The sequence below is a fragment of the Dyadobacter sp. CY347 genome (assembly GCF_021502655.1).
In the GTDB taxonomy this organism is placed as follows: domain Bacteria; phylum Bacteroidota; class Bacteroidia; order Cytophagales; family Spirosomataceae; genus Dyadobacter.
The window spans coordinates 70879-84417 of sequence record NZ_JAKFFT010000006.1 but is presented as its reverse complement, the minus strand read 5'-3'; the positions used below and the strand labels follow the sequence as shown (position 1 = coordinate 84417).

The 13539-nt window shown below is 45.1% G+C and carries 10 protein-coding genes; 6 read left to right on the top strand and 4 right to left on the bottom strand.

Annotated features, from left to right (window positions below; translation table 11 throughout):
• Positions 1-10: 10 nt before the first annotated feature.
• Together L0659_RS15340 and L0659_RS15335 are read left to right on the top strand one after the other, a co-directional pair.
• Positions 11-1024, top strand: coding sequence for a dipeptide epimerase (locus L0659_RS15340; RefSeq protein ID WP_235127256.1), 1014 nt, complete (start codon positions 11-13; stop codon positions 1022-1024).
• A 20-nt stretch (positions 1025-1044) separates the two neighbouring features.
• Positions 1045-2133, top strand: a complete 1089-nt coding sequence (locus tag L0659_RS15335) for an aminotransferase class I/II-fold pyridoxal phosphate-dependent enzyme (RefSeq protein WP_235127254.1) — start codon at positions 1045-1047, stop codon at positions 2131-2133.
• Between the two features lie 16 nt (positions 2134-2149).
• Here L0659_RS15335 and tatC read toward each other — a convergent pair whose 3' ends face one another.
• Both tatC and pdhA read right to left on the bottom strand, forming a co-directional pair.
• Positions 2150-3019, bottom strand: coding sequence for a twin-arginine translocase subunit TatC (gene tatC / locus L0659_RS15330; RefSeq protein ID WP_235127252.1), 870 nt, complete (start codon positions 3017-3019; stop codon positions 2150-2152).
• 137 nt (positions 3020-3156) lie between these two features.
• Positions 3157-4188, bottom strand: a complete 1032-nt coding sequence (pdhA, locus tag L0659_RS15325) for a pyruvate dehydrogenase (acetyl-transferring) E1 component subunit alpha (protein WP_235127250.1) — start codon at positions 4186-4188, stop codon at positions 3157-3159.
• A 128-nt stretch (positions 4189-4316) separates the two neighbouring features.
• Between pdhA and recF the strand changes: the two genes are divergently transcribed.
• A complete protein-coding gene (recF, locus tag L0659_RS15320) occupies positions 4317-5420 on the top strand; it encodes a DNA replication/repair protein RecF (RefSeq protein WP_235127247.1) in 1104 nt (367 codons plus the stop codon).
• Positions 5421-5587: 167 nt separating this feature from the next.
• Here the strand turns inward: recF and L0659_RS15315 are convergent, their stop codons facing one another.
• Entirely contained in the window at positions 5588-6655 is a 1068-nt protein-coding gene (locus L0659_RS15315; protein ID WP_235127243.1) for a mannose-1-phosphate guanylyltransferase, read from the bottom strand.
• A 302-nt stretch (positions 6656-6957) separates the two neighbouring features.
• Here L0659_RS15315 and L0659_RS15310 point away from each other — a divergent pair, with 302 nt between their 5' ends.
• Entirely contained in the window at positions 6958-10038 is a 3081-nt protein-coding gene (locus L0659_RS15310; protein ID WP_235127241.1) for a carboxypeptidase-like regulatory domain-containing protein, read from the top strand.
• An 8-nt stretch (positions 10039-10046) separates the two neighbouring features.
• Here L0659_RS15310 and upp read toward each other — a convergent pair whose 3' ends face one another.
• Positions 10047-10691, bottom strand: coding sequence for a uracil phosphoribosyltransferase (gene upp / locus L0659_RS15305; protein WP_235127238.1), 645 nt, complete (start codon positions 10689-10691; stop codon positions 10047-10049).
• 125 nt (positions 10692-10816) lie between these two features.
• Here upp and L0659_RS15300 point away from each other — a divergent pair, with 125 nt between their 5' ends.
• On the top strand, positions 10817-12598 hold the full coding sequence (locus tag L0659_RS15300) for a capsule assembly Wzi family protein (protein ID WP_235127236.1): 1782 nt from the start codon (positions 10817-10819) through the stop codon (positions 12596-12598).
• Between the two features lie 56 nt (positions 12599-12654).
• The gene (gene nadC / locus L0659_RS15295) at positions 12655-13518 is read left to right on the top strand and encodes a carboxylating nicotinate-nucleotide diphosphorylase (RefSeq protein WP_235127234.1); all 864 of its coding nucleotides are present in this window, start codon (positions 12655-12657) and stop codon (positions 13516-13518) included.
• Positions 13519-13539: the final 21 nt, after the last annotated feature.

The window sequence follows — 13539 nt, the reverse complement described above, 5'->3', positions numbered from 1 at the left end:
ACTTTCACTAATGCAACTGATCTATCACACATTTGACCTGCAACTCAGGCACACATTTACCATTGCACACGATTCTCGCGATGTTCAGCCCACATTGATCGTGGAACTCCGGGACGGCGATATAAGCGGCCTGGGAGAAGCAACCAGCAATCCTTACTACGGCATTACGATCCAGAATATGATCGAGTCGCTGGAAACGGCAAAAACGATGATCGAAAATGGTGCTTATCAAAGTGCAGAAGCGCTTTGGGAGCTCGTTCATCCATTCTTGAAAAATAATTCTTTCGCACAATGTGCATTGGACGAAGCCGCCCATGATTTATTTGCCAAAAAGAAAAATCAAAAGCTTTACGAAAGTTGGGGGTTGAATATTGATATCATTCCGCTCACCAATTACACGATCGGCATTGATACGGTTGAGAAAATGGTGTCCAAAATGAAAGAGCTTCCCTGGCCGATTTACAAGATTAAATTGGGGACCAACGAAGACCTTCGTATAGTAGCGGAATTGCGGAAACATACCGATGCGCGGTTTCGTGTGGACGCAAATTGCGCCTGGACTGCCGAGCAAACCATCGGTTTTGCTCCTGAACTGAAAGCGTTGGGTGTCGAATTCATCGAACAGCCGCTGCCTGCAAATGACTTGGAAGGCATGAAGAAAGTGTTTGCCCAATGTGTGCTTCCTGTTATTGCCGATGAGAGTTGTATCATTGAAAGCGATGTAAAATCTTGCCACGGTTTGTTTCACGGCATCAATATCAAGCTTACCAAATGCGGCGGGCCTACTGCCGCGAAACGGATGATTGCTGAGGCTAAAAGTCTTGGAATGAAAACGATGATCGGTTGCATGACGGAAAGTAGTGTTGGCATTTCGGCTATTGCACATTTTCTGCCTTTGCTCGACTACGTGGACATGGATGGATCACTCTTGATCAAAAATGATCCGGCTTCGGGCGTAACATTTGATTATGGCCAGGTTATTTTCCCAGATGGAAATGGTTCCGGCGCCACTTTGAATGCCTGACATTCGAACAGCGCATTTCCATGAAAACTTTTCAAACTAATCAACTTCCGGGCAGAACTGTCATCGCTGATCATGGCGTTGAATATCTATGGTTTAGTGGAACGGATTACCTGGGAATGGGACACGACGAAGTGTTTCGTAGCTCTATTATTGAAGGTTTTCAGCATTACGGAACACACTTTGGAAGTTCTCGCAACAATAGTTTAAGGTTGGGAATTTATGAGGAAACAGAAATCCAGCTTGCAAATTGGATTGGCTCGGAATCTGCCTTGATCGTTTCGTCTGGAATGTGGGCTGGGCAAATGGTCATGAAAATGATCGAAAATTTGGTTTCGAAGACAACTGATTTTTCATCAATTCAATATCATTACGCTCCAAAAGTACATCCTGCATTATGGGGAAATGCGTTCACTTTGTCCACAAGCACCTGGTCAACTTGGGCGAAGGAAGTTGTAAAATCAATTCACGAAAGTCAGGCAGATACGGCTCACATCATCTGCACCGATGGCATCGGCTCACCATTGGTTGAAGCATTTGACTTTACTCTGTTTGAAAACTTACCTGATGGAAGGTCTAATATTTGGATCATTGTCGATGAATCGCATACGCTGGGCGTGTATGGAAACGGCAGTGGTCTTTACAAATTAATTAACGGCATAGGCAAAGCTAATGTCATTATGGTGTCCTCATTGAACAAAGCATTGGGCATTCCGGGCGGCGTGATTGCATGTGACAATGCTGCCTATCATGAATTTCGCTATTCACCCTGGTTTGCGGGCGCGTCGCCACCAGCTCCTGCCTATATTTACGCACTTAAAAAACTGCTTGAAAACAAACATTACGAGCATGTCAGGGGGGTGTTGGCTGCTAACATTGCATATTTTCATAATCAACTAAGATCTCCAAACTTCTTCCAAAGCGTTCCGGCCTATCCCGTTTTTTGCAGCCAAAACCCTGCTCTTTATGAAACTCTACTCTCAAACGGCATCATGCCGTCGTGCTTCTCCTACCCAAGCCCCACCGATCTGCCCATCACAAGACTAGCCATCAGCGCACTCCACCAAAAAGAAGACCTCAACCGATTGGCTGAGGTCTGTAATATGCTTTAAATTGAAATGCCTAAAATTAAATATCCCCAGTACTATTAGCCAGTGCTTTTTCCTCAGCAAGCTTCTCCCTTTCCACTTTCCCTGCAACCAGAATACTTAATTCATAAAGCAGGAACAATGGGATAGCGACGATTACCTGGCTGTAAATGTCTGGTGATGGAGTGATAACAGCTGCGACGATCAGGATTACGATCATGGCGTGTTTGCGATATTCACGCATGAAGGATGGTGTAAGCACTCCTACTTTTGCAAGCACATAAACCACGATAGGAAGCTGGAATGCGATTCCGCAAGCCAATGTCAATGTTGCAACCAGTGATATGTAAGACGATAAGCTGAATTCATTGATAATCGAAGGATCCAGCGTAAAATTAGCTAAGAAGTTGATTGCCAATGGTGTTACAATGTAATATCCAAAGAACACCCCGGAGAAAAACAAGAACGTAACATAAAACACAGCACCCCTGGCTGATTTGCGTTCCGATGGCCTTAACCCCGGCTTAATAAACCGCCAGACTTCCCAGAAAGCATAAGGAAAAGCGAAAACCAAACCCGCAATAACCGCGGAAGTCATACTCATTGTGAATTGGTCACCTACACCAATCGCCTGCAATTTGAAATTTAACGCCTTGATACACAGATCGTCGTACTGCACTTTCTCTGCCAGCTTACACATCATTCGGTAAGTCCAGAAATCTGGCTGTGAAGGCGCAATGATCACATAATGGTATATTTCTTTAATATATATAAAGGCCAGAATAGCAAAAACAAGAATAGATCCACCTGCCCGAATCACATGCCATCTTAATTCTTCAAGATGCCCGATAAACGACATCTCTTTGCCAACTTCTTCTTCTTCGCTTTCTAATTCCTGGTCTAAGGGCATATTCTTATCTTATTACTAAAATTCTATTTACGTTGAAAAGCAAAAACAAGATTGTTCTGTAATTGTAAAAGCCGAATTTACTTAAAAAACCCGTCGAAATAATCCGGCGGGTTTTTTTTAAATTGCTTTATGACTGATTAATCCATTACAAAAGGATAGTCATTCTCTACATAAACATCTGTGTAAGCCTCTTTCGCGTCTGGGAACTCTGAATCCTCCGCGAACTGAACCGATTCCGCAACAATTTCTTTTACTTTCTTATCAATGTTGTCCAGATCTTCTTCCGTTGCCAGCTGGTTTTCAAGAATCACGGAGCGGATCTGTTCGATCGGGTCGCGGTGCTTGTATTCCTCCACTTCCTCTTTTGAACGATATTTCTGAGGATCCGACATCGAGTGGCCTCTGTAACGGTAAGTCCTGAATTCCAGGAAAGTAGGGCCTTCACCGCTTCTGGCGCGCTCAGCAGCTCTGCCAACCGCTTCGTGAATGGCTTCAACGCTCATTCCGTCAACAGGCTCAGAAGGAATATCATATGCCTCACCCAATGTGTAAAGCTCTGTAACATTAGAAGACCTTGCAACCGAAGTTCCCATGGCATATCCATTGTTTTCAACAACGAAAATGACCGGCAATTTCCAGCTCATCGCCATGTTCAATGCTTCGTGAAAAGCACCCTGACGAATGGCTCCATCACCGAAATAGCAAATGCAAAGGTTTCCGGTTTTGTTATATTTCTCCGCAAAAGCGATTCCAGCTCCCAGGGGAATCTGAGCTCCTACGATCCCGTGACCTCCTACAAAGCCTTTTTCTTTATCAAAAATGTGCATTGACCCACCCTTTCCTTTGGTAGTCCCTGTTTTCTTTCCGTAAAGTTCGGCCATGATCGCATTCGGCGAAGTTCCTAATGCAAGCGGAATGCCGTGGTCGCGGTAGGCAGTAATGTATTTGTCGCCTTCTTTCAGCGCTGTAACGGCTCCGGACGAGCAGGCTTCCTGGCCAATGTACAAGTGACAAAATCCTCTGATCTTCTGCTGACCATAAAGCTGGCCGGCTTTTTCTTCAAAACGACGCTGTAAAAGCATATTCTCGAACCAGAACATGTATTGTTCTTTCGGATGCTGCAACTTCTTTGGGTCTGATTTTTTCTTTTTTTCAGTAACGGTGGCCATGTATTTGGTTCTCGTTTATAAAGACAGAACTTTGTCTTAAAGTTTGAGGTTTGAACAGAGTCTGTTTTTGCCGTACTCACGCAAATTGATTTGCGAAAATAAGCATAAACTAAATAACAAAGAAGTTCATGTGGCTAGAAAAGCTCCATCTTACATACTTTAAAAGCTATGAAGAGAAAGCCTTCACCTTTGGGGAACATGTAAATTGTCTGGTTGGGGAGAATGGGAGTGGAAAAACGAACCTCTTGGACGCCATTTATTTTTTGAGTCTTACCAAAAGCGCTTTCCATAATCAGGATGCGCTGGGCATTCGGCATACAGCGGATTTTTTTGTTCTGGACGGCGTTTTTAAGGATTCCAGCAGAAACACGCAGATCACTTGCAGCATGCAACGCGGCCAAAGGAAGATTTTCATGGCCGATAAAAAGAACTATGACCGGCTAAGCGATCACATCGGCCTTTTCCCTTTGGTTTTAATTGCACCCAATGATACGGACCTGATCCGCGACGGCAGCGAGGAGCGCAGACGTTTTTTCGACGGCGTTCTGGCGCAGGCCACGCCTGGTTATCTCACTGATTTTCTGCAATATAACAAGATCCTCAGCCAGCGAAACGGCCTTTTAAAGCTCTTTGCAGAGCGGAATTATGTGGATGAAGACTTGTTGGAAACCTATAACGAGCCGCTAATCATCCTTTCGCAGCGCATTTACAATCACCGGAGCACGTTTATGAGCCGGTTTGTGCCGTTGTTTTTGAAAAGCTATGAATTTCTAAGCAGCGGGCATGAACAAGTGGAGGTTATCTATGAAAGTGAAGTCGCGAGTAAGGATTTCGCAGCCGAATTCCGCAAGAACCGCGCCCGCGACTTACATGCACAACGAACAGGAAAAGGCATTCATAAAGACGAATACACCTTCGAAATTGACGGGGTGACGCTCAAAAAATTCGGCTCCCAAGGCCAGCAGAAGTCTTTTCTGATCGCATTGAAGCTGGCGCAGTTTGAATTACTAAAAGAAGAAAAAGAAAAAACACCCATCCTGTTACTAGACGACATCTTCGACAAACTCGACGATCGCCGCATCCAAAAACTCATCGAATTAATCGACACCGGCTTCCTGGGCCAGGTTTTCATCACCGACGCAAGACCCGAACGCTCGCAGAAGATTTTAGAGAATGTAAAAGCGGATGTAAGGTTTTTTGAGATTGAAAAAATTCGAGCAGATTCTATTTGAGGCGCTTTATAAAATCGCAGAGCGATGCAATATTTGTAACCCACCACGAACCAACAAATAAAAACAATCCCGGAGGGATGTAACGACATGCACGTCGTTACATCCCTCCGGGATTGTTTGCATAAAATATTTTTTGGCTACCGATATTTTATTCCGCTGGGATTTGCTTACACGTATTTCGTATCAATCTCCTTCGCCTCGGCGACAAATTCCTTCACCTTCTGCTCGTCTTCTTTTTTGCAGATGAGCAAGACGCCGTCGTATTCGGCGACAATGAAGCCGTCCAGGCCGTTGACCACCACCAATTTATCTTTTGGGGTTTTGATGATTGAATTTGTCGTGTTATGCAGGATGAGGTTTCCGTCAATAACATTCAGGTTGGCGTCCTTATCTGATACTTCATAAAGCGACTTCCAGGTGCCAAGATCTGACCAGCCGAAATTACTTAACACAACATGCACATTATCAGCCTTTTCCATGATGCCGTTATCGATGGAAATGCTGCCGCAGTGCTGGTAAGCCCTCTGAACAAATGCATCTTCGGTTTCAAGATAATAATGGTTGTCGCCGCCTTCAAAAATCTCAGCAATGTTGGGTTGAAACTTTTTCAGCGCTTTTTTGAACGCATTGATATTCCAAACAAAAATCCCTGCATTCCATACGAAATCCCCACTATCCAGGAATTGAAGCGCCAGTTCAAGATGGGGTTTCTCGGTGAAAGACTTCACTTTTTTAACCGTCAGCTTGTCCGGAATGTATTGGATGTAGCCATATCCCGTGTCTGGACGGCTTGGCTGAATTCCCAGCGTCACCAGAATGTCCTCGTTGCGCGTTGCGCCCAGGGCAATGTTAATGGTGTCCCTGAAATTCTCTTCCTTCAGAATGATATGGTCGGCCGGAGCTACAACCACATTCGCATCTGGATTTTTGGCGGCGATCTTGTAACAAGCGTAAGCAATGCAAGGCGCAGTATTGCGGCGGTTTGGCTCGCAAAGGATCTGATCATCCGTTAAAGCCGGAATTTGCTCCTTAACAATGTCCTTATATTCCGAACTTGTAACAATATAAATATTCTCGATCGGGCAAACCCCGTCGAAACGCTCAACTGTCTGCTGTAAAAGTGTTTTGCCGGTTCCCAACACATCGTGAAATTGTTTAGGGAAGTCCGTTCTGCTGAAAGGCCAGAACCTCGTACCAACTCCACCGGCCATTATAATAACATAAGAATCCTGCATTGTGAAAGGTAATTTTATTTATCCACACTATGAAAAACTACTCAAAGCTACGGATAAACGCCCACTTATGACCAATGCAAACGGACCAATGAGCCCAGAAAATGGGATTAATGCGCTCTTTTCGCTGTATAGCACACTTTTCACTTATTTACTGAACCTCATGTTAGCTAATACTCCCAAAATTTGAAGTATGCCAAGATTGTATAATTTAAAAAGATTTGAAGAAAAAATAGTATAATTATGCTATGTGATGATATAATATTCTTATATCTTGCTCGAAGAACATCAGCCTACTTAAAACCATGAAACACTTGTCTACAATTCTAAGATTATGCCCTTTTATTTTGGCCATAATACTTGTTTCTAATGCATACGGACAGATTACAATCAATGGCGTAGTCACGGAATCGACGACATCCGAGCCACTGGCCGGTGTGAGTATCCAGGTTAAAGGAAAAGTCACCGGGACCATTACTGACAACAAAGGCGCATTCAACCTTACCACAACATCCAGTCCGCCTTTTACATTAATCATTTCATCTGTCGGATTTCAAACCCAGGAGATAGAAGTAACCGGCGGCATGTCCAAGCTGGACATTAAGCTGGCCGAGCAAGTGATTCTGGGTCAGGAAATTATCGTCGCCGCGTCCAGAGTGGAAGAAAGCGTGATGAAGTCGCCCGTTGCCATTGAGAAAATGGACATCAGGAATATCAGGGAAACGCCATCGGCCAATTTTTACGATGCATTGGCAAACCTGAAAGGCATTGATATGACCACGCAGGGCGTTTTGTTCAAATCGATTAATATGCGCGGTTTTGGCAGCACAGGTAACCCGCGGACGGTCCAGATGATCGACGGAATGGATAATCAGGCTCCTGGTTTGAATTTTCCTCTGGATAATATTATCGGGATGTCTGAGCTGGATGTTGAGAATGTGGAAGTTTTACCGGGCGCCGCCTCTGCGCTTTATGGGCCTAATGCGATCAATGGCCTTATTTTAATGAATAGTAAAAGCCCTTTTTTATATCAGGGATTAAGCGCCAATGTAAAATCAGGCGTGATGCACGAGTCGAACCGCTCCAAGGCGACGACGCCGTTTATCGACGGGACCATTCGTTATGCCAAAGCATTTAATAACAAAGTGGCATTTAAAGTGAACTTGTCATACATCACTGCAAAAGACTGGGAAGCAACGAATTATAACAATTTAAATGTAGGCGGGGCATCTGATCCAAGGCGTGGCGCTGGAACGGACAATGATTATGACGGCGTGAACGTTTACGGCGACGAGGTCCAAACCAACATGAATGCGGTTGCAGGCACATTGGCTGCCAACGGCCTGATCCCGCAGGCAGCCGTGGCGCTCGTTCCAAACACATTTGTGAGCCGCACGGGTTACCAGGAAAAGGACATTGTGGATTACAATACCAAAAGTTTCAAAGCCAACGCGGCAGTGCATTACCGGATCAACGAGAAGATCGAAGCCATTGCACAAGTTAATTACGGCTATGGAACAACGGTTTACACGGGAACTGGCCGCTATTCGCTTCGTGATTTCAATCTGATGCAAGCCAAGCTTGAACTGAAAGCGGATAATTTCACCGTGCGGGCCTATACAACGCAGGAACGTTCCGGAAAATCCTATCTGGCCGGGCTGGCTGCTGTTTCCATGCTGAACGATTTCAAGCCGCATGCGAATTGGTTTGGTGAATATGTAGGCGCATTTGCAACGGCACGCGGCGCCGGAATGCCGGAGGACCAAGCGCATTTGGCAGCACGCGGGGTGGCCGACAAAGGCATGCCGATGCCCGGAACCGCAGCGTATGATCAGTTATTGGATAAATACAGAAATCTGCCGATTGTGAATGGCGGCGGCGGTTTTGCTGATAAAACGAACCTCTACCACATTGAAGGATTTTATAATTTCAAAAACCAGGTCAAATTCGTAGAGCTGCTGGCGGGCGCCAATTACCGGCTTTACGAGCTGAGATCTGCCGGGACGTTATTTGCAGACACCAAAGAAGGCCGCAATGGCAAAATCCCGATTTCAGAATTCGGGGCTTTTTTACAGGCAGGAAAGAATTTGTTAAGCGATCATTTAAAACTGACCGGCTCGATACGATATGATAAAAATGAAAATTTTGATGGACAATTTACACCCAGGATTTCGGCAGTAACCACATTTGGGGAGCACAACATTCGCCTATCTTACCAAACCGGTTTCCGTATCCCAACTACTCAGAACCAATACATTGACCTCAGAACGCCATCCGGAACATTGATTGGCGGCTTGCCTGAATTTGATGCCAGATACAACCTTTCAAATGGTATTTTAAGACGAAACTTATCCGAAGACGCTATTAAACAAGTGATTGCAAGCGATCCGAGCATTGTACAGAATGCGACAAACTATGCTAAGGCAGCCGTCACACAACAGGCAACCGCTGCTATCAGCGCAGCCGTTACTGCACAGGTCACAACAGCTGTAAATCAAGGTGTTGCCGCTGGAAATATCCCCAACAATCCAGGCGCCATTCAAGCGGCAATCACGGCTGGGGTAAACCAGGCATTGCCCGGCGTTCTTGCTGCCCAACTTCCTGCTATTTTAGCGGCTCAGGTTCCAGGCTTAGTGCCTACACTCGCCAAAGCTTACGCATTGGAAAAACTGCCCAAATACAAACCGGCTAAATTGAAACCTGAACGCATTGCTTCATATGAGGTTGGTTACAAAGCCGTTATTGCCAAAAAACTTTTCATTGACGCGTATTACTACATCAGCAAATACAAAAATTTTATCGGCGGAACTGTGATCGTAGTGCCTACTGCGGCGGCATCTCCCGGCCTGCCGATTGAATCAGGAATTGGTGTGGGGAATTTCAATGGTTATTCGAGAACGGTTAACACCACTGAGACCATTACAACAAGAGGATTTGCATTGGGCCTGACTTATTCACTGCCAAAAGGGTTTAATGTTGCCGGTAATGTTGCCAACAACGAGCTGAATGACTTCAAACCGTCTCCGGAAGTGCAGTATTCATCGTTTAACACGCCAAAATACCGCTATAACCTATCATTTGGGAGAAGAATTACAAGCAACAATTCGGTAGGGTTCAACATTGCCTATAAATATCAGCAGGCATTTTTATGGGAATCAAGCTTCGTTTTACCCACTACAACGGACGTGCCCGTTTTCTCGAATACACGTGTGCCTTCGGTGAGCGTGCTGGATGCGCAGGTGAGTTACAAAGTCAATGCATTGAAATCGATCATCAAACTGGGCGGCACCAATTTAACGGGCAAATCCTATATACAGGCGTATGGAAGTCCAAATGTCGGATCAACCTATTACGTATCTATTACATTTGATGAGTTGCTGAATTAACGACTGGCTTACTTTTCGCCGTAGGCCAGATCGCCCGCGTCGCCGAGCCCGGGAACAATGTACCAGTGCTCATTAAGCTTCTGGTCGATTGCGCCTAGCCATAACCGGCAGTGCGGAATGCGTTTTTGCAGGTAATCGACGCCTTCCGGACTTGCAATGACAGATGCAATGTGCGTTTGTGCAGGGATTCCGAAGCGGAGCAAAGCATGGTAAACCTTCTCCATGGAACGCCCTGTGGCAAGCATCGGATCTATTAATATTAATATTTTGCCAGTCAGGTCGGGGCTGGTAATGTAGTCCATTTCAACTTCAAACTCCTCTTCCGCATTGATATGATGACCGCGGTAAGCGCCGATAAATGCATTATCCGCTTTATCGAACATATTCAAAAAACCCTCGTGCAAAGGCAATCCGGCACGCAAAATCGTGGCCAGGACAACAGGTTGGAGCAATGTGCGCGATGAGGCTTGTCCCAATGGCGTCTCAACGCTTTCCGTTTTGAATGTGAGCGTTTTGGAAAGTTCATAGGCTAGCAACTCTCCCACCCGCTCCAAATTTCGCCGAAAACGCATCCGGTCTTTCTGCAAATTTACGTCACGCAATTCGGCCAGATAATGATCGGCGATGGAAGGTTTTTGGGAAAGTAAAAACATAGGAAGGACAGTTTTTTAAACTACTCCATGCAAGATAATACAAATTCATTGACGTAATTTGGAAGAGTTATTTGAAAAATCATCCGCAAACGGTGAATGGTGTGAACAGTAGATTTTTTTTGCCTATGGATCAAGGAATTATCCGGCTTTTCAAAATATTGATTTTATCACTGATATCCCTGTCATACGTACATGCACAAAGTTCTTTTGTTCCTTTTAATGACGATTATTACCATTTAATTGATCGCTTGGAGATCAAAAGGGGCAAATTCACAGAAGGGTTTCATTCCAATGTTAAACCCTTTGAGCGTAAAGCAATTGTTTCGTTAACAGACTCTATATTAAAGGAAGGAACAATAAATCTGACGGACCGCGACTGGGAAACCATTGATTATTTACGGGAGGATAGTTGGGAATGGACTAATGGGATGATCGCCACAGATTCCCTGAAATATGATAAATTGGCGAGGTTAGGCCTTTTTACAGATCCGCCTCCTGGCAAAAAACGGAAATTCTTCAACCATCCCGCCGACCTTTACAGCATTCACAATAAAGATTTCGACCTGCATTTTAATTTTACTACAACCAACTTCATAGGCAGCGATAACAGCTACGGTAAAAAGTTCGGCAGAAACGAGGATACAACGCCAAACCAATTATGGGGAACAAGCCGCGGTGTGGAGATCCGGGGGATGATCAATGAAAAACTTGGTTTCTACACATATGTAACAGATACGCAGGGCCGTTACCCGCGCTATGTTAATGATTTCAAGACTTCGGAATACGGCTTTCCTGGGGAAGGACTTGCCAAGACAACCCGCAACAACGGCATTGACTTTCTGACTGCCCGCGGATACATTACATTCAGGCCATTGAAGAGCATTAATGTGAAGTTCGGCCACGATCATAATGTCTTCGGAAGTGGTTTCAGATCATTGATCTTATCAGACAACAGCAGCCCCTATTTATTCTTACGACTTGATACGCAGCTTGGTAAGTTTCATTATACCAATTTGTATACAAGCATGATCAATGCCAACAAATACGAAACGGACGGCTTGTTGCGGGGTAAAAAGTTTGCAGCAATCCATCATCTCAGCGTCAATTTGACTGATAAGATCAACATTGGTGTTTTTGAAGCTGAGGTTTTCAGCAGGGATTCCGTAGGCGGCGGTTATGACCTGAATTATCTGAACCCGATCATTTTTTACCGGTATGTAGAATCTTATCTGGGAAGTCAGGACAATGCGATCCTTGGTTTCGACTTCCGCTGGCTGGTTGCCAATAAGGCTTCCATTTACAGCCAGTTTGTGCTTGATGAATTTTTAACAAAATTTCTTTTCAACGGCAGCGGTTCCTGGACGAATAAATACAGTTTTCAGCTTGGCGGGAAGTATGTGGATGCTTTCGGCGTGCCTAACCTGGATTTACAGGCAGAATACAATGTGGTGCGTCCCTACACCTACTCGCATAAGGACGCCGGCACGAGTTACGTACATTACGGACAATCATTAACACACCCGCTAGGCGCAAATTTTCGTGAATATCTGGGCATAATCCGCTATAAAGCCACTTCACGATTGTCTTTTTATGGAACGATCATGATGGCGAACCAGGGAAAAGATCCGGAAGGGGATACAAGTTTCGGCGGCGACATCACAAAAAGTTACGAAAACCGGAATATAAACCGTGAAGGTAACCTGAATCAAAAGATAGGTCAGGGCATTAAGGCATCCACTGCTTACACGGATTTGCGGGCAAGCTATTCGCTGGCACATAATTTATTTATTGACGGCCGTTTTCTCCAAAGAAGAATCAATTCTCCCGACGAATCGATAGCCGCCAAGTCAACGGTTTGGTCCCTGGCGCTGCGCTATAACATGGCATTCCGCCAGCAGACTTACTAGTAATCAACGACTTCCTTTATTTTTACATCGATAATTTATCAAAAACCATAAGTAATATGGAAACGAACCCCCATGAACTTCGCGATCTGATCCGGCTTGCTTTGCTGGAAGATATTGGAGACGGCGATCATTCTTCCCTTTCCTGCGTGCCCGAAAATGCGACCAAGCGTGCGCAGTTGCTCGTGAAGCAGGATGGAATTTTGGCGGGCGTTGAAGTTGCCCAGATCATTTTTGACGAGACTGCCGCTGCATATAATTACCCCCCGTTAAAAATAAATGTGTTACTTCTTGACGGAACTTACGTCAAAAGCAAGGATGTGGTATTTACGGTTGAAGGGAATGCAAGACTGATCCTGAAAGCTGAACGGCTGGTTCTCAACACAATGCAGCGCATGAGCGGCATTGCAACCTACGCCCGCCAGATGTCGGATCTGATCAAGGATTTGCCTGTTAAGCTGCTCGACACCAGAAAAACGACACCTAATTTTCGGGTTTTTGAAAAATTGGCTGTAAAAATCGGCGGCGCTGTAAATCACAGAATGGGCTTGTACGACATGATCATGTTGAAAGACAATCACGTCGATTATGCAGGCGGGATTGAACCGGCCATTATGCGCGCAAGCGCTTACCGGCAGCAATTGGGTAAAAACCTGAAAATTGAAATAGAGACCAGAAATATCAAAGAAGTCGACGAAGTGCTGCGTGTGGGGATGGTCGACATTATTATGCTGGATAATTTCTCGCTCGATGACTTGCGCGAGGCCGTAAAACGCATTGGCGGACGGTATGAAACGGAAGCGTCGGGAAATATTACGGAAAAAACATTGCGTGCCGTTGCGGAAACCGGGATTGACGGAATCTCGAGCGGCGCATTAACACACCAGGCAAGGAGTCTGGATTTGAGTTTAAAAGCCTTCTAACCTTTCACTAAAACTAAAAGC

Excerpts from the sequence above, each read along its gene's own strand:
- L0659_RS15340 (WP_235127256.1), top strand. The coding sequence starts at position 11 with ATGCAACTGATCTATCACACATTTGACCTGCAACTCAGGCACACATTT.
- L0659_RS15335 (WP_235127254.1), top strand. The coding sequence starts at position 1,045 with ATGAAAACTTTTCAAACTAATCAACTTCCGGGCAGAACTGTCATCGCT.
- tatC (WP_235127252.1), bottom strand. The coding sequence starts at position 3,019 with ATGCCCTTAGACCAGGAATTAGAAAGCGAAGAAGAAGAAGTTGGCAAA.
- pdhA (WP_235127250.1), bottom strand. The coding sequence starts at position 4,188 with ATGGCCACCGTTACTGAAAAAAAGAAAAAATCAGACCCAAAGAAGTTG.
- recF (WP_235127247.1), top strand. The coding sequence starts at position 4,317 with ATGTGGCTAGAAAAGCTCCATCTTACATACTTTAAAAGCTATGAAGAG.
- L0659_RS15315 (WP_235127243.1), bottom strand. The coding sequence starts at position 6,655 with ATGCAGGATTCTTATGTTATTATAATGGCCGGTGGAGTTGGTACGAGG.
- L0659_RS15310 (WP_235127241.1), top strand. The coding sequence starts at position 6,958 with ATGAAACACTTGTCTACAATTCTAAGATTATGCCCTTTTATTTTGGCC.
- upp (WP_235127238.1), bottom strand. The coding sequence starts at position 10,691 with ATGTTTTTACTTTCCCAAAAACCTTCCATCGCCGATCATTATCTGGCC.
- L0659_RS15300 (WP_235127236.1), top strand. The coding sequence starts at position 10,817 with ATGGATCAAGGAATTATCCGGCTTTTCAAAATATTGATTTTATCACTG.
- nadC (WP_235127234.1), top strand. The coding sequence starts at position 12,655 with ATGGAAACGAACCCCCATGAACTTCGCGATCTGATCCGGCTTGCTTTG.